This window comes from Enterobacter sp. UPMP2060 (genome assembly GCF_053709655.1).
In genome coordinates this window covers 1-20,740 of the sequence record NZ_JBSKJQ010000020.1, presented here as the reverse complement: position 1 = coordinate 20,740, position 20,740 = coordinate 1, and the positions used below count along the sequence as shown (strand labels likewise).

19 protein-coding genes and 1 riboswitch are annotated in these 20,740 nt (G+C 56.9%); of the genes, 7 read left to right on the top strand and 12 right to left on the bottom strand.

All coding sequences use genetic code 11. From position 1 onward, the window contains the following. Positions 1-47 precede the first annotated feature (47 nt). Positions 48-4,271, top strand: coding sequence for a DNA-directed RNA polymerase subunit beta' (gene rpoC / locus ACWKXN_RS21920; RefSeq protein ID WP_023309968.1), 4,224 nt, complete (start codon positions 48-50; stop codon positions 4,269-4,271). 115 nt (positions 4,272-4,386) lie between these two features. On the opposite strand, the gene ACWKXN_RS21915 is transcribed toward rpoC, so the two are convergent. From ACWKXN_RS21915 to ACWKXN_RS21870, 10 genes are all read right to left on the bottom strand, one after another. After that, positions 4,387-4,704, bottom strand: a complete 318-nt coding sequence (locus ACWKXN_RS21915) for a PTS lactose/cellobiose transporter subunit IIA (protein ID WP_033146992.1) — start codon at positions 4,702-4,704, stop codon at positions 4,387-4,389. Next, positions 4,704-5,012: a PTS sugar transporter subunit IIB gene (locus tag ACWKXN_RS21910; protein ID WP_023334100.1), complete on the bottom strand. Its 309-nt coding sequence runs from the start codon at positions 5,010-5,012 to the stop codon at positions 4,704-4,706. Before ACWKXN_RS21910 ends, ACWKXN_RS21915 begins: the two co-directional genes overlap by 1 nt. A gap of 180 nt (positions 5,013-5,192) precedes the next feature. Further along, positions 5,193-6,734, bottom strand: coding sequence for a sensor domain-containing diguanylate cyclase (locus ACWKXN_RS21905; protein WP_047059532.1), 1,542 nt, complete (start codon positions 6,732-6,734; stop codon positions 5,193-5,195). A 337-nt stretch (positions 6,735-7,071) separates the two neighbouring features. Beyond that, positions 7,072-8,199: a 2-iminoacetate synthase ThiH gene (gene thiH, locus ACWKXN_RS21900; RefSeq protein WP_439205603.1), complete on the bottom strand. Its 1,128-nt coding sequence runs from the start codon at positions 8,197-8,199 to the stop codon at positions 7,072-7,074. Then, positions 8,196-8,966, bottom strand: a complete 771-nt coding sequence (gene thiG / locus ACWKXN_RS21895; protein WP_023334103.1) for a thiazole synthase — start codon at positions 8,964-8,966, stop codon at positions 8,196-8,198. Before thiG ends, thiH begins: the two co-directional genes overlap by 4 nt. Before the next feature lies 1 nt (position 8,967). Next, complete coding sequence (thiS, locus tag ACWKXN_RS21890; RefSeq protein WP_454544356.1) at positions 8,968-9,168, bottom strand: sulfur carrier protein ThiS; 201 nt, start codon at positions 9,166-9,168, stop codon at positions 8,968-8,970. Then, positions 9,152-9,907 (bottom strand): thiazole biosynthesis adenylyltransferase ThiF, encoded by a 756-nt coding sequence (thiF, locus tag ACWKXN_RS21885; protein WP_039262359.1) that lies wholly within the window; start codon positions 9,905-9,907, stop codon positions 9,152-9,154. The genes thiS and thiF overlap by 17 nt, the downstream gene beginning before the upstream one ends. Next, positions 9,894-10,535 (bottom strand): thiamine phosphate synthase, encoded by a 642-nt coding sequence (gene thiE, locus ACWKXN_RS21880; RefSeq protein WP_454544355.1) that lies wholly within the window; start codon positions 10,533-10,535, stop codon positions 9,894-9,896. Before thiE ends, thiF begins: the two co-directional genes overlap by 14 nt. Then, positions 10,535-12,430, bottom strand: a complete 1,896-nt coding sequence (gene thiC, locus ACWKXN_RS21875) for a phosphomethylpyrimidine synthase ThiC (protein ID WP_454544354.1) — start codon at positions 12,428-12,430, stop codon at positions 10,535-10,537. The genes thiE and thiC overlap by 1 nt, the downstream gene beginning before the upstream one ends. Positions 12,431-12,508: 78 nt before the next feature. Beyond that, a riboswitch (TPP riboswitch) is annotated at positions 12,509-12,620 on the bottom strand. 54 nt (positions 12,621-12,674) lie between these two features. Beyond that, positions 12,675-13,172, bottom strand: a complete 498-nt coding sequence (locus tag ACWKXN_RS21870) for an Rsd/AlgQ family anti-sigma factor (protein WP_048979202.1) — start codon at positions 13,170-13,172, stop codon at positions 12,675-12,677. Between the two features lie 95 nt (positions 13,173-13,267). Between ACWKXN_RS21870 and nudC the strand changes: the two genes are divergently transcribed. The 6 genes from nudC (at position 13,268) to ACWKXN_RS21840 (ending at position 17,620) form a co-directional block, all read left to right on the top strand. Beyond that, positions 13,268-14,041, top strand: coding sequence for an NAD(+) diphosphatase (gene nudC / locus ACWKXN_RS21865; protein ID WP_454544353.1), 774 nt, complete (start codon positions 13,268-13,270; stop codon positions 14,039-14,041). A 38-nt stretch (positions 14,042-14,079) separates the two neighbouring features. Continuing rightward, positions 14,080-15,144, top strand: coding sequence for a uroporphyrinogen decarboxylase (gene hemE / locus ACWKXN_RS21860; protein ID WP_454544352.1), 1,065 nt, complete (start codon positions 14,080-14,082; stop codon positions 15,142-15,144). A gap of 9 nt (positions 15,145-15,153) precedes the next feature. Then, positions 15,154-15,825 (top strand): deoxyribonuclease V, encoded by a 672-nt coding sequence (gene nfi / locus ACWKXN_RS21855; protein WP_023309979.1) that lies wholly within the window; start codon positions 15,154-15,156, stop codon positions 15,823-15,825. A gap of 41 nt (positions 15,826-15,866) precedes the next feature. Continuing rightward, on the top strand, positions 15,867-16,457 hold the full coding sequence (locus ACWKXN_RS21850; RefSeq protein ID WP_033146983.1) for a YjaG family protein: 591 nt from the start codon (positions 15,867-15,869) through the stop codon (positions 16,455-16,457). A 186-nt stretch (positions 16,458-16,643) separates the two neighbouring features. Then, positions 16,644-16,916 (top strand): nucleoid-associated protein HU-alpha, encoded by a 273-nt coding sequence (gene hupA, locus ACWKXN_RS21845; RefSeq protein WP_002445246.1) that lies wholly within the window; start codon positions 16,644-16,646, stop codon positions 16,914-16,916. Between the two features lie 11 nt (positions 16,917-16,927). After that, positions 16,928-17,620 carry a DUF1481 domain-containing protein gene (locus ACWKXN_RS21840; protein ID WP_033146981.1) on the top strand — a complete coding sequence of 231 codons (693 nt, stop codon included), beginning with the start codon at positions 16,928-16,930 and terminating at the stop codon, positions 17,618-17,620. A 49-nt stretch (positions 17,621-17,669) separates the two neighbouring features. On the opposite strand, the gene purD is transcribed toward ACWKXN_RS21840, so the two are convergent. Then, positions 17,670-18,962, bottom strand: coding sequence for a phosphoribosylamine--glycine ligase (purD, locus tag ACWKXN_RS21835; RefSeq protein ID WP_048979204.1), 1,293 nt, complete (start codon positions 18,960-18,962; stop codon positions 17,670-17,672). A gap of 15 nt (positions 18,963-18,977) precedes the next feature. Continuing rightward, on the bottom strand, positions 18,978-20,567 hold the full coding sequence (purH, locus tag ACWKXN_RS21830) for a bifunctional phosphoribosylaminoimidazolecarboxamide formyltransferase/IMP cyclohydrolase (protein ID WP_048979205.1): 1,590 nt from the start codon (positions 20,565-20,567) through the stop codon (positions 18,978-18,980). Positions 20,568-20,740: the final 173 nt, after the last annotated feature.

The window sequence follows — 20,740 nt, the reverse complement described above, 5'->3', positions numbered from 1 at the left end:
GTTAACCCCCGGCACCAGATTGTGCTAACTCCGACGGGAGCAAATCCGTGAAAGATTTATTAAAGTTTCTGAAAGCGCAGACTAAAACCGAAGAGTTTGATGCGATCAAAATTGCTCTGGCTTCGCCAGACATGATCCGTTCATGGTCATTCGGTGAAGTTAAAAAGCCGGAAACCATCAACTACCGTACGTTCAAACCTGAGCGTGACGGCCTTTTCTGTGCGCGTATTTTCGGGCCAGTAAAAGATTACGAGTGCCTGTGCGGTAAGTACAAGCGCCTGAAACACCGTGGTGTGATCTGTGAGAAGTGCGGCGTTGAAGTGACCCAGACCAAAGTGCGTCGTGAGCGCATGGGCCACATCGAGCTGGCGTCTCCGACCGCTCACATCTGGTTCCTGAAATCTCTGCCGTCCCGTATCGGTCTGCTGCTGGATATGCCGCTGCGCGATATCGAACGCGTTCTGTACTTCGAATCTTATGTGGTTATCGAAGGCGGGATGACGAACCTGGAACGTCATCAGATCCTGACTGAAGAGCAGTATCTGGACGCGCTGGAAGAGTTCGGTGACGAATTCGACGCGAAGATGGGTGCGGAAGCTATTCAGGCCCTGCTGAAGAGCATGGATCTGGAGCAAGAGTGCGAGCAGCTGCGTGAAGAGCTGAACGAAACCAACTCCGAAACCAAACGTAAAAAGCTGACCAAGCGTATCAAACTGCTGGAAGCGTTCGTTCAGTCTGGTAACAAACCAGAGTGGATGATCCTGACCGTTCTGCCGGTTCTGCCGCCAGATCTGCGTCCACTGGTTCCGCTGGATGGTGGTCGTTTCGCAACGTCCGATCTGAACGATCTGTATCGTCGCGTTATCAACCGTAACAACCGTCTGAAACGTCTGCTGGATCTGGCTGCGCCGGACATCATCGTACGCAACGAAAAACGTATGCTGCAGGAAGCGGTTGACGCCCTGCTGGATAACGGCCGTCGCGGTCGTGCGATCACCGGTTCTAACAAACGTCCTCTGAAATCTTTGGCCGACATGATCAAAGGTAAACAGGGTCGTTTCCGTCAGAACCTGCTCGGTAAGCGTGTTGACTACTCCGGTCGTTCTGTAATCACCGTAGGTCCATACCTGCGTCTGCATCAGTGCGGTCTGCCGAAGAAAATGGCACTGGAGCTGTTCAAACCGTTCATCTACGGCAAGCTGGAACTGCGTGGCCTGGCCACCACCATCAAAGCCGCTAAGAAAATGGTTGAGCGTGAAGAAGCTGTCGTTTGGGATATCCTGGACGAAGTTATCCGCGAACACCCGGTACTGCTGAACCGTGCACCAACTCTGCACCGTTTGGGTATCCAGGCATTTGAGCCAGTCCTGATCGAAGGTAAAGCTATCCAGCTGCACCCGCTGGTTTGTGCGGCATATAACGCCGACTTCGATGGTGACCAGATGGCTGTTCACGTACCGCTGACGCTGGAAGCCCAGCTCGAAGCGCGTGCGCTGATGATGTCTACCAACAACATCCTGTCCCCAGCGAACGGTGAACCTATCATCGTTCCTTCTCAGGACGTTGTATTGGGTCTTTACTACATGACCCGTGACTGTGTTAACGCCAAAGGCGAAGGCATGGTGCTGACTGGCCCGAAAGAAGCTGAGCGTATTTATCGCGCTGGCCTGGCCTCTCTGCATGCGCGCGTTAAAGTGCGTATCACCGAATATGAAAAAGATGAAAACGGCGAATTCGTTGCGAAAACCAGCCTGAAAGACACGACCGTTGGCCGTGCTATTCTGTGGATGATCGTACCGAAAGGTCTGCCTTTCTCCATCGTCAACCAGGCGCTGGGCAAGAAAGCGATCTCCAAAATGCTGAACACCTGTTACCGCATTCTGGGTCTGAAGCCGACCGTTATCTTCGCTGACCAGACAATGTATACCGGCTTTGCTTATGCAGCGCGTTCAGGTGCATCTGTTGGTATCGATGACATGGTCATCCCAGAGAAGAAACACGAGATCATCTCTGAAGCGGAAGCCGAAGTTGCTGAGATCCAGGAGCAGTTCCAGTCTGGTCTGGTAACCGCGGGCGAACGCTATAACAAAGTTATCGATATCTGGGCAGCGGCGAACGATCGTGTATCCAAAGCGATGATGGATAACCTGCAGACCGAAACCGTGATTAACCGTGACGGCGTAGAAGAGCAGCAGGTTTCCTTCAACAGCATCTACATGATGGCCGACTCCGGTGCGCGTGGTTCCGCAGCACAGATTCGTCAGCTGGCAGGTATGCGTGGTCTGATGGCGAAGCCAGATGGCTCCATCATCGAAACGCCAATCACCGCGAACTTCCGTGAAGGTCTGAACGTACTCCAGTACTTCATCTCCACCCACGGTGCTCGTAAGGGTCTGGCGGATACCGCACTGAAAACTGCGAACTCCGGTTATCTGACGCGTCGTCTGGTTGACGTTGCGCAGGATCTGGTTGTGACCGAAGACGATTGTGGCACCCTCGAAGGTATCACCATGACCCCGGTTATCGAGGGTGGTGATGTTAAAGAGCCACTGCGCGATCGCGTTCTGGGTCGTGTAACCGCGGAAGACATTCTGAAGCCGGGTACTGCAGACATTCTGGTTCCACGCAACACGCTGCTGCACGAGCACTGGTGTGACCTGCTGGAAGCGAACTCTGTTGACTCCGTGAAAGTACGTTCCGTTGTATCCTGTGACACCGACTTTGGTGTATGTGCGCACTGCTACGGTCGTGACCTGGCGCGTGGCCACATCATCAACAAAGGTGAAGCAATCGGCGTTATCGCGGCACAGTCGATCGGTGAGCCGGGTACACAGCTGACGATGCGTACGTTCCACATCGGTGGTGCGGCATCTCGTGCGGCTGCTGAATCCAGCATCCAGGTGAAAAACAAAGGTAGCATCAAGCTCAGCAACGCGAAGTCTGTTGTTAACTCCGCAGGCAAGCTGGTTGTGACCTCTCGTAACACCGAGCTGAAGCTGATCGACGAATTCGGTCGTACCAAAGAGAGCTATAAAGTGCCTTACGGTGCGGTTATGGCGAAAGGTGATGGCGAGCAGGTTGCTGGCGGTGAAACCGTTGCAAACTGGGATCCACACACCATGCCGGTTATCACCGAAGTAAGTGGTTTCATCCGCTTCACTGACATGATCGACGGCCAGACCATTACTCGTCAGACCGACGAGCTGACCGGTCTGTCTTCTCTGGTGGTTCTGGATTCTGCTGAACGTACTACCGGTGGTAAAGATCTGCGTCCTGCACTGAAAATCGTTGATGCTCAGGGTAACGACGTTCTGATCCCGGGTACCGACATGCCTGCGCAGTACTTCCTGCCGGGTAAAGCGATCGTTCAGCTGGAAGATGGCATTCAGATCGGTGCGGGTGATGCTCTGGCGCGTATTCCACAGGAATCCAGCGGTACCAAGGATATCACCGGTGGTCTGCCACGCGTTGCGGACCTGTTCGAAGCACGTCGTCCGAAAGAGCCTGCAATCCTGGCTGAAATCAGCGGTATCATCTCCTTCGGTAAAGAGACCAAAGGGAAACGCCGTCTGGTTATCACTCCAGTAGATGGCAGCGAACCGTACGAAGAGATGATTCCTAAGTGGCGTCAGCTCAACGTGTTCGAAGGTGAACGTGTAGAACGTGGTGACGTGGTTTCCGATGGTCCAGAAGCTCCGCACGACATTCTGCGTCTTCGTGGCGTCCACGCGGTAACGCGTTACATCACCAACGAAGTACAGGACGTTTACCGTCTGCAGGGCGTTAAGATTAACGATAAGCACATCGAAGTTATCGTTCGTCAGATGCTGCGTAAAGCAACCATCGAAAACGCAGGCAGCTCCGAGTTCCTGGAAGGCGAGCAGGTTGAATACTCACGCGTCAAGATCGCTAACCGCGAACTGGAAGCGAACGGCAAAATCGGTGCGACCTTCTCGCGCGATCTGCTGGGTATCACCAAAGCGTCTCTGGCAACCGAGTCCTTCATCTCTGCAGCATCGTTCCAGGAAACGACTCGTGTCCTGACCGAAGCCGCTGTTGCAGGTAAACGTGATGAACTGCGCGGTCTGAAAGAGAACGTCATCGTGGGTCGTCTGATCCCGGCGGGTACCGGTTATGCGTACCACCAGGATCGTATGCGTCGTCGTGCTGCGGGCGAACTGCCAGCTGCACCGCAGGTAACTGCTGAAGATGCATCCGCGAGCCTGGCAGAACTGCTGAACGCAGGTCTGGGCGGTTCCGACAACGAGTAATCGTTGATGCCCGGTGATGAGCATTACCGGGCATGTGCCTCGTAGGTCGGGTAAGCTCAGTGCCACCCGACAATAAAAAACCCGCCTCGGCGGGTTTTTTTACATCTGTAGGTTATCAGTTCACCAACGGGATCCGACGATAAAGCTCAATCATATCGCCCGCCAGGTCCTGAATGACCATCGCGTTCATCAGGTGATCCTGAGAGTGGACGGTGATCAGGTTAACCGGAAGCTTCCCGGTCCCTTCGTCAAAACCGATAAGCTGCGTCTGGATCGTGTGCGCATGCTTCACATATTCGCGCGACTCTTCCATCGCTTTTTCTGCTTCGTCAAACTCACCTTTACGCGCCATCTGTAGCGCCGTCAGGGCCGCACTGCGCGCCGCGCCTGCGTTGACCAGCAGTTCCATTATCGTAGTTTCTAAGTCTTCCATTATGACTCCAGAAGTTTGAGCGCTTTTTCCAGGACGGCATCGCCTTTCATCATGCCGTAATCCATCATGTCGATCACCGCGACCTTTTTACCCAGCGGCTCGGCCTGCGCCTGAAGTTTAGCCTGCTCGTATTTAACCTGTGGCCCCAGCAATACGATGTCGGCCGTCGCGATGTTGTCTTTAAACTCCGCAACCGGAACGGCTTTAATGGTGACTTCAACCCCTTTTTTCTGCGCGGCGTCTTTCATACGTTGAACCAGCATGCTGGTTGACATTCCCGCTGCACAGCATAAAACGATGTTCTTCATAATCAGCCTCGATCTACATGTGTTTATTGATAATTATCCCGTGCAGAGCGCTTCAACAACCGGTTTACCGCGATTGTGTGTCAGGCATCACAAAGAAACCGGCGATTTTCTGAAACCGGTTACAATTTTGCATTGTCGCGTACCCGGCCCGTAGAAACGGGCAGGGTGAAAGAGGGAGGATTAGCTGATGGACGTTCGATTGATGCGGTTTTTGCCCTGCTGTTTGGCGCTGTAGAGGGCGCTATCAACGCTTCCGACAAATTGCTCCAGCGGTTCAAAATGCCACTCCCCAAGACCGCCGCTGAACGTAACCCGCAGGTTTTCTTCTCGCCAGACGCGTTTTTCAACTGCGGTACGCCAGGCTTCCAGCAATGAGAGCGCAGACGTCATCTGCTCAGCCTGGAAGATTACCGCGAACTCTTCTCCACCGTACCGGTAAATCGAGACGTGATGTGGCTGCATAATCTGGATCCCTTCGCGGGCCACGTTGCGCAGAACGATATCACCGGTCAGGTGGCCCAGCGTGTCGTTAATCGACTTGAAGTTATCGATGTCCACCAGCGCCAGCGCGAAAGGCTGCTGAGCATTCAGCAGCTCCGCGATATCGCTATCGAACGCGCGGCGGTTTTTACAGCCCGTCAGCGCATCGTGAGTCGCCTGGCGCACATAGGCCATCTCACGCTCTTTATTGGACTGGATAGTGTGGCTCAGCATCGCTTCCAGGCGCGGTGCCTCGCTGACGTCGCCGGTTTTAATGGCATTGATAATGTGCATCAGCACGGTACGCGAGGCGTGACGGAGGTATAAGCCGAAGAGGATGATGATGATTGCCGCCAGCGCAAACCCCCAGCCAACAATCGTCGTTTCGTGGCGGGTGATATCGGTGAGCGTCTCGCCAGAGACCCGGTAGATGACAAACCAGTCCGGATTGGTAAACGAGTAGTAGTAGTACCAGGCGTTGCTTTTCTTATCGTAAAGGTGGCCTTCGCCGCTGGTCATTTTGTCCATCAGCGCTTCGCTCACGTATTGTTTGAAGAGCGCGCCTGTATCCGGGTGAAGCACAACGGCGCCGTCGCGTTCAACGACGAAGAATTCTCCCTGGACGGGCGCCACCATCTGACGCAGGGTGAAGCCCATTGACGTCAAATCGAGATGAAACGCGATCGTTCCCTTCAGTCTGCCTTCGGGTGAAATCAAGGGCTTATAAAGTGTGACCGTCGGATGGCCGGTGAAGTAGTCCATGTACGGGCGAGTATAGTGGCTGAAGATACTGGCTTCGGCCTGAGCGATAAACCACGGCCGCGTCCGGGGATCGAAGGTTTTACTCTTCTCCGTGGGGAGCACTTCCGGCGCGCGGAGATAATGCCCCTGCGTGTCCGCCAGCGAGATGGAGGACACGGTCGGCATCAGGTTTTGCAAATGCATCATCATCTGAAGCCCCTGCGTCGGGTTGACGTTGAGCGTCTCGTTTAGCCTGTCGTCGCGGGCAAAGTACATCGCGGAACGGCCCAGGATATAGTCGTTTTCACGCAGGATAGATTCGGTGTAGTTCACCGCCAGGTTGTGCGTGAAATTGCTGTTTATCTTATGATAATCCTCAAGAAAATCCTTTCGTTGCGAAAGCGTCACCGCGATCGCGATCACCGCAAAACTGCAGAGGATCCCCGCGAAGCTGAGCATGATTGGCCGGGTAAAAGAGAGCTTTTTGCTGTGAAGTGCCATGAGCTGTACATCGTTCCTGATGGTGAATACTTTTCGTCTGCCGATATCCTCTCAGCATAGTCGCTGTCCTGCGGTTAGCGGTGAATTATACGGCACACGATTTCTGGCGGGATGATTTATCTTAAGAACCATTAAGAAATTACTTATTCAACCTGCTGGCGGCCGTGTGCGCAATGAACCAGAGGCAGGGCGAAACGAGGAAGAAGCTTTTCGCCCTGGTCAGCATCCGTTGCTGACCGTGTGACAATAAAAAACCGGACGATCGCTGACAACCACCCGGTTTTGCCTTTTCGTCGCGCCTCGACAATTTTTTATGGTGTTGCAGCGCGTTTCATCGTCATTGCGAGGCTCTTCCCAGCCAGCTGTCCCAGTCTTTCCAGACAGGCTGAAGACCCTGCGCCGTCAGGGCTGCGGCGACCGCTTCCGGACGTCGTCCGTCATGCGGCACAAACTGCTCGAGCTCCGGACGATCGTCGGCGTAGCCGCCTGGCTGCGTTTTGGAAAACGCGCTGACGTTGTTAATCGCAAGCGGGATAACGCGATCGCGAAACGCCGGGGATTCACGCGTTGAGAGCGATAATTCCACTTCCGGGGCGAGCAGGCGAAACGCACAGATGGTCTGCACCAGCTGGCGTTCATCCATCAGCGAAGCCGGTTCAATCCCGCCCGCGCAAGGTCTCAGGCGCGGGAAGGAGATGGAATAACGGCTCTGCCAGTAGTGCTGCTGAAGCCACAGCAAATGTTCCGCCACCATGTAACAATCCACCCGCCAGCTGTCAGAGAGCCCGATCAGCGCCCCCAGACCGATTTTGTCGATCCCCGCGCGACCCAGCCTGTCCGGCGTTTCCAGCCGGAAAAAGAAATCCTGTTTCTTGCCCTTCAGGTGATGCCGGGCGTACGTCGCCTCGTGATAGGTTTCCTGGTAGACCATGACCCCGTCCAGTCCAAGGGTTTTGAGCTCCGCGTACTCCTCCTGCGCCAGGGGCTGCACTTCCATCTGCAACGACGCAAACTGACGACGAATGGCGGGAAGGTGGTGACGGAAATAGTCCATTCCCACCTTTCCCTGATGTTCGCCCGTGACCAGCAGAAGATGTTCAAAGCCCATTTCACGAATGGCCGCGCACTCGCGGGCGATCTCACCTTCATCGAGCGTTTTACGCTTGATGCGGTTGCTCATGGAAAAACCGCAGTAGGTACAGTCATTGGCGCACAGGTTTGAGAGATAGAGCGGCACGTAGAAGCTCACCGTGTTGCCAAAACGCTGGCGTGTGAGCCGCTGTGCTCGCTGGGCCATTGGTTCGAGGTACGCGCTGGCCGCCGGGGAGAGCAGGGCCATCAGATCCTCGCGGGTCAGATGGCGGGCATGCAGCGCGCGCTCTACGTCAGCCGCCGTTTTGCTGTTGATGCGCAGGGCAATGTCGTCCCAGCTAAGCTGCCGCCAGCGCTCGGTAAACGTGCTCATGAGATCGCCTCCAGAAAACCGGTCAGCGGGCTGGTGGCCTGTGCCTGGAAACTGCGCGAGCCGGGGCCGGACTCCCTTGCCAGCAGGCCAGCCTCTACGGCCATGCGGAACGCACGCGCCATCATGACCGGATCGTCGGCAACCGCGATGGCCGTGTTGACCAGCACCGCGTCGGCGCCCATCTCCAGCGCCTGCGCGGCATGGCTGGGCACGCCAATGCCCGCATCAACCACCACCGGCACGGTAGCCTGCTCAATAATGATTTCCAGCATCGCACGGGTTTCAAGCCCCTGGTTGGAGCCAATGGGGGCGCCCAGCGGCATGACGGCGGCGCAGCCGACCTCTTCCAGCCGTTTGCACAGAACAGGATCGGCGCCGCAGTAAGGCAGGACGGTAAACCCTTGCTGCACCAGCTTTTCAGCCGCTTTCAGCGTTTCGATGGGGTCGGGGAGCAGCCAGCGGGCGTCAGGATGAATTTCCAGCTTCAGCCAGCGGGTGCCGAGCGCCTCGCGGGCCAGCTGCGCGGCGAAAATCGCCTCTTCGGCCGTTTTGGCACCGGAGGTGTTGGGCAGCAGCGTGACGCCAGCCTCCAGTAAAGGCGCCAGAATAGCATCGCTGTGATGACGCAGATCCACGCGCTTGAGCGCCAGCGTCACCAGCTGGCTGCCGCTTTCGCGAATGGCATCCACCATCAGCTGCGGTGAGGCGAATTTTCCGGTTCCGGTAAACAGATGTGAATCAAAGACTTTATCGGCAATACGTAACATCTCAGCCCCCTGCGATAACCTGAAACAGCAGGATCTGGTCGCCGTCATTGACCTGCTGATATTCCCACTGCTCGCGCGGCAGGATCTGTTGATTGAGCGCCAGCGCCGTTCCCGGCTGGAGCTGGCGCAGCTTGTCGAGCAGTACCGCAACGGTGAGCCCGTCGTCGCATTTCATCGGCTCATCGTTAAACAGAATGCGCATCGCGGCCTCCGCATACCGGGCAGCGACTGGCGCGGTGTAACGCCAGATGGCGCCAGCCGCTGGAGCGGGCATCAAACAGCCGCAGCGTATTGCGTTCCGTCTCCATGCCGCTGAGCAGCTTGATGGCCTCCAGCGCCTGCATTGTGCCCATTACGCCGACCACCGGACCCAGAATGCCCGCCGTACGGCAGTTGCGCGCCGGCTCGGCATCGTCCGGCCACAGGCAGCGATAGCAGCCCTGCGACCACGGCGGGGTCAGGACCATCATCTGCCCGCCGAAACCCACTGCGCTGGCGGTGATAAGCGGCGTATTACTTGCCACGCAGGCGGCGTTAATCGCCTGGCGCGTCGCCATGTTGTCGGTGCAGTCCAGCACCACGTCGGCAAGGGCGACCTCACGGCTGAGGTTGTCACCGCTGAGCCGTTCCTGCAGGGCAATCAGCGCGATATCCGGGTTGAGCTGGTTCAGGCGCTGCCGGGTGATTTGCGCTTTCGGCTGGTTGATATCCTCGGTGGTAAAGAGGATTTGTCGCTGCAGGTTGCTGAGGTGAACCTCGTCGTCGTCGGCCAGCACCAGCGTACCGATACCTGCGCCGGCCAGATAAAGCGCGGCGGGCGCGCCTAACCCGCCCAGACCGACAATCAGCACCCGGCTGGCGAGCAGTTTTTGCTGTCCGTCGATGGCGATATCTTCCAGCAGGATCTGACGGCTATAGCGCATAAAATCACGATCGTTCATCACCCGCTCCTGCCAGCTGTAACAGCTGTTCGGTGGCGAGACGCCAGTCTGCGGCCTGGGTGATGGCGCTGACGACGGCGATACTGCTGACGCCGGTCTCCAGCACCGCCGGGGCGCGTTCAAGACTGATTCCGCCGATGGCGACGGTAGGGTAATCGGCAAGGCGTTTAACGTGACTCGCCAGCTGCGTCAGACCCTGCGGTGCGGAGGGCATCTGCTTGGTTTGCGTCTGGAAGACGTGACCCAGCGCGATGTAAGAGGGACGGGCCGCCAGCGCCACGTCGATCTCCATGTCATCGTGTGTTGAAACGCCAAGACGCAATCCGGCTTCGCGGATAGCGCTCAGGTCCGTTGTTTCCAGATCCTCCTGACCCAGATGCACGCCGTACGCCTGGTGCTTAACGGCCAGCCGCCAGTAATCGTTGATAAACAGACGGGCGTTATGCCGACGGCCAAGCGCGATGGCGGCAGCCACATCGGCTTCCACCTCGTCATCGCGTTTATCCTTGATGCGCAGCTGGATCGTTCGAACGCCTGTCTCCAGCAGGCGCTCTATCCACTCCACGCTGTCCACCACCGGATAGAGCCCTAAACGGTAGGGGACAGGCGGGAAATCGGGCTTATACATTACGCCTCCTCTTTTTTGAGGTAGATTTCGCCGCCTTTGGCACGGAAGGTTTCAGACATGTCCGCCATCCCAACTTCAATGGTCTGCGCGGCGGCGTAGTCGCGCACCTCCTGGCTGATTTTCATCGAGCAGAACTTCGGCCCGCACATAGAGCAGAAATGTGCGACTTTGCCTGATTCCTGCGGCAGGGTTTCGTCGTGATAGGCGCGGGCGGTGAACGGGTCCAGCGCCAGGTTGAACTGGTCTTCCCAGCGGAATTCGAAGCGCGCCTTCGACATGGCGTTATCGCGGATTTGCGCGCCCGGGTGGCCTTTGGCCAGATCCGCCGCGTGGGCGGCAATTTTGTAGGTGATCAGCCCCTGCTTCACGTCCTCTTTGTTTGGCAGGCCGAGGTGCTCTTTCGGCGTTACGTAGCAGAGCATGGCGCAGCCGAACCAGCCGATCATCGCCGCTCCAATTCCGGACGTGAAGTGGTCATAGCCCGGCGCAATATCGGTGGTCAACGGCCCCAGGGTATAGAACGGCGCTTCGTGGCAGTGCTCCAGCTCCTCGGTCATGTTGCGGCGGATCATCTGCATCGGCACGTGGCCCGGGCCTTCAATCATCACCTGCACGTCATACTCCCAGGCGATTTTGGTCAGTTCGCCCAGCGTGTGCAGCTCGGCAAACTGCGCTTCGTCGTTCGCGTCGCGAATAGAGCCCGGACGCAGGCCGTCGCCCAGCGACAGAGAGACATCGTACGCGGCGCAGATTTCGCAAATTTCGCGGAAGTGTTCGTAGAGGAAGTTTTCCTGATGATGGGACAGGCACCACTTCGCCATGATGGAACCGCCGCGCGAGACGATGCCGGTCAGGCGCTTCGCCGTCATCGGCACGTAGCGCAGCAGCACGCCCGCGTGAATGGTGAAGTAGTCCACGCCCTGTTCGGCCTGCTCCAGCAGCGTGTCGCGGAACGCTTCCCAGGTGAGGTCTTCGGCAATGCCGTTGACCTTTTCCAGCGCCTGATAAATCGGGACGGTGCCAATCGGTACCGGGCTGTTACGCAGGATCCATTCGCGGGTTTCGTGAATATAGCGTCCAGTGGAGAGGTCCATTACCGTGTCCGCGCCCCAGCGCGTGGACCAGACCAGCTTCTCCACCTCTTCTTCGATGGAGGAGGTGACGGCCGAGTTACCGATGTTAGCGTTGACCTTCACCAGGAAGTTGCGGCCAATAATCATCGGCTCGGATTCCGGGTGGTTGATATTGGCAGGGATAATCGCGCGGCCTGCGGCCACTTCGTCACGCACAAATTCCGGCGTGATGTTCTCCGGCAGGCGAGCGCCAAAGCCTTCACCCGGATGCTGATAGCGCAGCACTTCGCTACGGATGCGCTCGCGACCCATGTTTTCGCGGATGGCGATGAACTCCATCTCCGGCGTGACGATGCCCCGGCGCGCGTAGTGCAGCTGGGTCACGCATTTGCCCGCTTTAGCGCGTTTTGGCGTCAGCAGGCCGGTAAAGCGCAGCTCGTCCAGGCCGTCGTCGGCCAGGCGCTCTTTGGTGTACGCAGAACTCAGGACGCTCAGCTCTTCGCAGTCGTTACGCGCGTCAATCCAAGGCTGGCGCAGCTTCGCCAGACCCTGCTGGACGTTGATGGCAACATCAGGATCGCCGTACGGACCGGAGGTGTCATATACCGGCACGGCTTCGTTGTCTTCATACTGCGGGTTATCTTTGCTGCCGCCGATAAGCGTCGGGCTAAGCTGGATTTCGCGCATTGGGACGCGGATATCGGTCTGCGAGCCGGAAATGTAGATGCGCTTCGAGTTCGGGAAAGCGGTGCCTTCCAGCGTGTCGATGAAGTGTTGGGCCTGTGCGCGCTGTTCGCGGCGGGTCAGTTTTGCAGTAGACATAGCTCATTCCAAAAGTGAAGGACATGGCTTGTCAGACGACGGATGAAGCAAGAGAGGATCGCCCTCAGGCGATACAACAGCAGTGTGACTCTTGTTCCCTTCGCAGGTATTAGCCTGATCAGGTTCCGCGGATCCCGAATTAACGGTCTCAGCCCGCGCTTTCAGGCGCTGGGCACTCCGACAAGAAAAATCCCCCTCGTGAGAGGGGCGAATGATTGTAAATTACTCGTTAACGATGAAGAACTCAAGCAGGGCGCGCGACGTTCTCTTCGTTACTGATGTTCAAATCATTGTCCAGCACGAGGGCGATCAGCTTATCTTCCAGCGTGAATCGCTCTTCCAGCGCTTCGCCGAGGTCGGATAGCGCCTGCTGAAACTCAAGATAGTTATCGTGATCGATAGCGTTCTCGAGCGCGGAATCATAGTAATCCATGATCTGCTGGGTGTTGGCTTCCAGAAGGGGATAGAGCTTGCTGGCCGCTAAATAGGGTGTTGTCCCTTCCATTTCGCGGATAATGCGTTCATAAATATTGAAATGGCCGTCGGACAGATAGTCGACCAGGCCCTGACAAAAATCATCCAGCGCTTTTTCATTCAGTCGCATAAACGATTCTTTGCCAGGCTTAATACCGACCAGATTGTAATAAGCCACGAGTAGATGCTTGCGTACATGTAGCCAGCGATCCACCAGTTTGTTATTTCCTCTAACGCGCTCAGTCAGGCTTTCCAGCTGGTTTAACATGGTCGACTCCGCAAAATGTAGGATTGAATCTGCTTATCCAGAATGTAACCACAATGCTAACAACATGTCAGTGAAGCGAAGGTAGTGCAATAGATATGGATCGTATTATTGAAAAATCAGATCTTGGTTGGTGGATCGTCAGTCACGAACAAAAATTATGGCTTCCTGCCGGGGAAATCCCCTACGGTGCAGCTGAGGCGTTCGATCTCGTCGGCCAGCCTGCGCTGAAGATCGGCGAGTGGCAGGGTGAGCCGGTGTGGTTGATCCAACAGTCCCGCCGCCAGGATATGGGATCGGTGCGCCAGGTGCTGGATCTGGACGTGGGGCTGTTCCAGCTGGCGGGGCGCGGCGTGCAGCTTTCTGAGTTTTACCGCTCGCATAAATACTGCGGCTACTGCGGTCATACCATGCGCCCGAGCAAAACCGAGTGGGCGATGCTCTGCAGCCACTGCCGCGAACGCTACTATCCGCAGATAGCGCCGTGCATTATCGTCGCTATCCGCCGGGAGGATTCCATCCTGCTGGCGCAGCATACCCGCCATCGCAACGGCATTCACACCGTGCTGGCCGGCTTCGTCGAGTTGGGCGAAACGCTGGAGCAGGCGGTAGCGCGCGAGGTGATGGAGGAGAGCGGGATCAAAGTGAAGAACCTGCGCTACGTTACCTCGCAGCCGTGGCCGTTCCCGCAGTCGCTGATGACGGCATTTATGGCCGAATACGACAGCGGCGAGATCGTTATCGATCAGAAAGAGCTGCTGGAGGCAAACTGGTATCGCTATGACGATCTACCGCTGTTGCCTCCGCCGGGCACCGTGGCGCGTCGGCTGATAGAAGATACCGTGGCGATGTGTCGGGCCGAGTATGAGTAGTGTTACACTGAGGCCATGACGCTTAAGGAACTGCAAAAATGACCGAACTGAAGAACGATCGTTATCTGCGTGCGCTGCTGCGCCAGCCCGTTGATGTCACCCCGGTGTGGATGATGCGCCAGGCGGGACGCTATCTCCCGGAGTACAAAGCCACGCGCGCGCAGGCGGGCGATTTTATGTCGCTGTGTAAAAACGCCGAGCTGGCCTGCGAAGTGACGCTCCAGCCGCTGCGCCGCTTTCCGCTGGATGCTGCGATCCTCTTCTCGGATATTCTGACCATTCCGGATGCAATGGGCCTTGGCCTGTACTTCGAAACCGGTGAAGGTCCGCGTTTCACCTCCCCAATCAAAAGCAAAGCCGACGTGGATAAGCTGCCGCTCCCCGATCCGGAAGGCGAGCTGGGCTACGTGATGAACGCCGTGCGCACCATTCGCCGCGAGCTGAAAGGTGAAGTGCCGCTGATTGGCTTCTCCGGCAGCCCGTGGACGCTGGCGACCTATATGGTTGAAGGAGGCAGCAGCAAAGCCTTCACCATGATTAAAAAGATGATGTACGCCGAGCCGCTGGCCCTGCACGCGCTGCTCGATAAGCTGGCGAAGAGCGTCACCCTCTATCTGAACGCGCAGATAAAGGCGGGTGCGCAGTCGGTGATGATTTTCGATACCTGGGGCGGCGTGCTGACCGGGCGCGATTATCAGCAGTTCTCCCTGTACTACATGCACAAAATCGTCGACGGCCTGCTGCGTGAAAACGAAGGCCGCCGCGTGCCGGTGACGCTGTTCACCAAAGGTGGCGGCCAGTGGCTGGAAGCGATGGCGGCAACCGGCTGCGACGCGCTGGGCCTCGACTGGACCACCGATATCGCCGATGCGCGCCGTCGCGTGGGCGACAAAGTGGCGCTGCAGGGCAATATGGACCCGTCCATGCTCTATGCGCCGCCAGCGCGCATTGAAGAAGAAGTGTCGACTATACTGTCTGGTTTCGGCCAGGGTGAAGGCCACGTCTTTAACCTCGGCCACGGCATTCATCAGGATGTGCCGCCAGAACACGCAGGCGTATTTGTGGAGGCGGTGCATCGGCTTTCTGCCCAGTATCACAAGTAAGGAGTGGTTATGGATCTCGCGTCGCTACGCGCTCAACAAATCGAACTGGCCTCATCGGTGATCCGCGAGGATCGTCTGGATAAAGATCCTCCGCAGTACATTGGCGGAGCAGACGTCGGATTCGAGCAGGGCGGGGAAGTGACGCGAGCGGCGATGGTGGTACTGAAATATCCTTCGCTTGAGCTGGTGGAGTACAAGGTAGCGCGTATCGCGACCACCATGCCGTACATTCCGGGCTTTCTCTCCTTCCGCGAATATCCCGCGCTGCTGGCAGCGTGGGAGCAACTCTCGCAAAAACCTGACCTGCTGTTTGTCGATGGACACGGTATCTCACACCCGCGCCGTTTAGGCGTTGCCAGCCACTTTGGGCTGCTGGTGGATGTGCCGACCATTGGCGTTGCCAAGAAACGCCTGTGCGGCGCGTTTGAACCTCTTTCAGCCGAGCCGGGCGCGCTGGCGCCGCTTATCCATAAAGGTGAGCAGCTAGCGTGGGTCTGGCGCAGCAAGGCACGCTGTAATCCGCTCTTTATCGCCACGGGGCACCGGGTGAGCATGGACAGCGCCCTGGCGTGGGTGCAGCGCTGCATGAAGGGCTACCGCTTGCCGGAGCCGACGCGCTGGGCAGACGCCGTGGCATCTTCGCGTCCGGCTTTTGTTCGTTGGCAGGAAATTCAGCGATGATTCAGGTAAACTGCGCCTAATTTTCGATTCGAGAGATCATCATGCTACAAAACCCGATTCACCTGCGCCTTGAGAAACTTGAAAGCTGGCAGCACGTGACGTTTATGGCTTGCCTGTGCGAGCGCATGTATCCCAACTATGCCGCGTTCTGTAAGGAGACGGGCTTTGGTGATGGCCATATCTACCGCCGCATTCTGGATCTGATCTGGGAAACGCTGACGGTGAAAGACGCGAAGGTGAACTTCGACTCCCAGCTGGAAAAGCTGGAAGAGGCGATTCCGGCTGCGGATGATTTTGACCTGTACGGTGTCTATCCGGCGATTGATGCCTGCGTGGCGTTAAGCGAACTGCTTCACTCCCGTCTGAGCGGTGAAACGCTGGAGCACGCAATTGAAGTCAGTAAGGCATCGATTACGACCGTCGCGATGCTGGAAATGACCCAGGAAGGTCGCGAGATGACCGACGAAGAGCTGCGTGCAAACCCGGCGGTTGAGCAAGAATGGGACATTCAGTGGGAAATTTTCCGCCTGCTGGCAGAGTGTGAAGAACGCGATATTGAGCTGATAAAAGGGCTGCGCGCGGACTTACGAGAGGCTGCGGAGAGCAATATTGGTATAATTTTTAACCAATGAGACAATAAATCTTGAGATAACGCCCGTTTTGTCGCTCCTCGACTCTTCCCTTTCGCCCCTTGTCTGGTCTACATTTGGGGGGCGAAAAAAAGTGGCTATCGGTGCGTGTATGCAGGAGAGTGCTTTTTTGGCATTTTCGTCGCACTCGATGCTTAGCAAGCGATAAACACATTGAAAGGATAACTTATGAACAAGACTCAACTGATTGATGTAATTGCGGACAAGGCTGATCTGTCTAAAGTGCAGGCTAAAGCTGCTCTGGAATCTACCCTGGCTGCTATTACTGAGTCTCTGAAAGAAGGCGATGCTGTGCAACTGGTTGGTTTCGGTACCTTCAAAGTGAACCACCGCGCTGAGCGTACTGGCCGCAACCCGCAGACCGGTAAAGAAATCAAAATCGCCGCAGCTAACGTGCCGGCATTTGTTTCTGGTAAAGCACTGAAAGACGCTGTTAAGTAAGACGCGTGGCAGTGAACAGTTTTAGCGAAGGGGCGGCAACGCCCCTTTTGTCTTTCTGGCGTGGAACGCTCGCGCTGGCAGGCATGCTGCTGCTGTCAGCCTGCAGCCACGACACCTCCCTGCCGCCGTTTACCGCCAGCGGCTACGCGGACAACCAGGGTGCGGTCAGGATCTGGCGCAAAGATTCCGGCGGCGAAGTGCATCTGCTTTCTGCCTTCAGCCCGTGGCATAACGGCAATACGTCGACTGCGGAATATCGCTGGCAGGGAGATGACCTGTCGCTGATTGAACTGAACGTCTACAGCAAGACCCCCGAACACGTGAAAGTGCGTTTTGACGACCATGGCGAGCTGAGCTTTATGCAGCGCGAAGTCAGCGGCCAAAAACAGCAGCTTTCCAGCGATCAAATCGCTCTCTACCGTTATCGTGCCGAACAAATCCGCCAGACCAGCGATGCGCTTCGTCTGGGACGCGTTGTGCTGCGCCAGGGGCGCTGGCATGCCGATGGGACGGTGACAACCTGCGAAGGACAGACGGTCAAGCCTGAGCTCGAATCCTGGGCAACAGAACACATTCAACGCCGTCAGCGTCATTCATCAATGGAAGTGAGTGTGGCGTGGCTTGAAGCGCCGGAAGGCTCTCAGCTTCTGCTGGTGGCGAACGAAGACTTCTGCACCTGGCAGCCGACGGAAAAAAGTTTTTGATTTAAATCCCCTCTCCCTTGAGGGAGAGGGTTAGGGTGAGGGTGTGAAATTACTCGCCCTGCTCGCGCGCAATTGCACGATAACCGATATCCTGACGGCTAAAGCTGCCGTTCCAGTGAATATCCGCCATCAGCGCGTAGGCGCGTTTCTGCGCTTCTGCCACGGTATGGCCCAGCGCGGTCGCACACAGCACGCGTCCGCCGTTGGTGAGGACGCGATCGTCTTCAGCCAGCTTCGTACCCGCATGGAACACCTTCGCACCGTCAATCTCTTCCAGCGGCAGGCCGTGGATCTCATCCCCGGTGTTGTAGTTGCCCGGGTAACCACCCGCCGCAATCACCACGCCCAGAGACGCACGCTCGTCCCACTCTGAGGTTTTCTCGTCGAGCTTGCCTTCGCAGGCTGCCAGACACAGTTCCACCAGATCGGATTTCATGCGCAGCATGATGGGCTGCGTTTCCGGATCGCCAAAGCGGCAGTTGAATTCGATGACCTTAGGGTTACCCTGTTTGTCGATCATCAGACCCGCATAGAGGAAACCGGTGTAGGTGTTGCCTTCCGCCGCCATCCCTTTCACGGTTGGCCAAATGACGCGATCCATGGTGCGCTGGTGGACTTCGTCAGTCACTACCGGAGCGGGGGAGTAAGCGCCCATTCCGCCAGTATTCGGGCCGGTATCGCCATTGCCCACGCGCTTGTGATCCTGGCTGGTGGCCATCGGCAGAACGTGCTCGCCGTCGACCATCACGATAAAGCTGGCCTCTTCACCGTCGAGGAACTCTTCGATCACGATGCGGTGGCCCGCGTCGCCAAAGGCGTTACCCGCCAGCATATCCTGAACCGCGGCTTCGGCTTCTTCGAGGGTCATCGCGACGATAACGCCTTTACCTGCGGCCAGACCGTCGGCCTTGATGACAATCGGCGCGCCTTTTTCACGCAGGTAGGCCAGGGCTGGCTCCACTTCGGTGAAGTTCTGATATTCCGCCGTCGGGATGTTGTGACGCGCGAGGAAATCTTTGGTGAAGGCTTTGGAGCCTTCCAGCTGCGCGGCGCCTTCCGTTGGCCCGAAGATTGTCAGGCCCGCCGCGCGGAAGGCATCGACGACGCCAATCACCAGCGGCGCTTCCGGGCCGACGATGGTCAGATCGATTTTCTCGCTCTGGGCAAAGCTCAGCAGCGCAGGAATATCGGTTACGCCAATAGCCACGTTTTGCAGCGCGGGTTCCAGCGCGGTACCGGCGTTGCCCGGTGCTACGAAGACTGTTTTCACCAGCGGAGACTGCGCCGCTTTCCACGCCAGAGCGTGCTCGCGTCCGCCGTTACCAATCACTAATACTTTCATTTTCTGCTCCGGGAATTAATGGCGGAAGTGGCGCATGTCGGTGAAGATCATTGCAATGCCATGTTCGTCGGCAGCGGCAATCACTTCGTCGTCGCGAATTGAGCCGCCAGGCTGGATCACACAGGTGATGCCCACTGCAGCCGCCGCGTCGATACCGTCACGGAACGGGAAGAAGGCGTCAGAAGCCATGGCGGAGCCTTTTACTTCCAGACCTTCATCGCCTGCTTTAATGCCCGCGATTTTCGCGGAGTAAACGCGGCTCATCTGGCCTGCGCCTATCCCGATAGTCATGTTTTCTTTGGCGTAGACGATGGCGTTGGATTTGACGAACTTCGCGACCTTCCAGCAGAACAGCGCGTCACGCAGTTCCTGTTCGGTCGGTTGACGTTTGGTTACCACGCGCAGGTCGGCTTCTGTCACCATACCCAGATCGCGGTCCTGAACCAGCAGGCCGCCGTTCACACGCTTGAAGTCCAGGCCCGGCACGCGTTCTGCCCACTGGCCGCAAACCAGCACGCGTACGTTCTGTTTCGCCGCGGTGATTTTCAGTGCCTCTGCGGATGCGGATGGCGCGATGATCACTTCAACGAACTGGCGGGAGATGATGGCTTGTGCGGTTTCAGCATCCAGCTCGCGGTTGAAGGCGATAATGCCGCCGAACGCGGAGGTCGGGTCGGTTTTGTATGCGCGATCGTAGGCGTCCAGAATAGAGGTGCTCACGGCAACGCCGCATGGGTTCGCGTGCTTAACGATAACGCAGGCCGGCTCGCTGAACTCTTTCACGCATTCCAGCGCGGCGTCGGTGTCAGCAATGTTGTTATAGGATAGCGCTTTGCCCTGAACCTGCTGAGCGGTCGCAACAGAGGCTTCTTTTACCTCTTCTTCTATATAGAAGGCTGCCTGCTGGTGGCTGTTCTCACCGTAACGCATATCCTGCTTCTTAATGAAGTTCAGGTTCAGGGTGCGCGGGAAGCGGCCAGAAGGATCTTTGCTTTCACCGTGGTAGGCAGGCACCAGGCTACCGAAGTAGTTGGCGATCATGCTGTCGTACGCCGCGGTGTGCTCGAAGGCTTTGATGGCGAGGTCGAAACGCGTTTCCAGAGTCAGTGACCCTTCGTTGGCATCCATCTCATTAATAATGGTTTCGTAATCGCTGCTCTTTACGACAATGGCCACATCTTTATGGTTCTTGGCCGCGGAGCGCACCATGGTTGGGCCGCCGATATCAATATTCTCTACGGCATCTTCCAGAGAACAGCCTTCGCGAGCAACGGTCTGGGCAAACGGATAGAGGTTAACGACAACCATATCGATTGGGGCGATGTCATGCTGTTCCATAATGGCGTCGTCCTGACCGCGACGGCCAAGAATACCGCCGTGAACTTTCGGATGCAGGGTTTTGACGCGTCCATCCATCATTTCCGGGAAACCGGTGTAATCGGACACTTCGGTTACCGGCAGACCTTTATCTGCTAACAGGCGAGCGGTACCGCCTGTAGAAAGCAGCTCCACACCGCGTGCGGAAAGTGCCTGAGCGAATTCGACGATACCGGCTTTATCAGAAACACTGAGCAGAGCGCGGCGGACTGGACGACGTTGTTGCATGGTAAATCCCCTGGATTTCACGATTACAGAGAGCGTTAGATGAATTTTCCTGCGAAAAACTCATCTAACACACCTGACGGGGCATCCTTATTAAGCGCGAGCATTTTAACGAAAACGTTTGCGCAACGCTCGCACATTTTCACTTTTTCGTATCATTGTGGATAAGTCTGTGT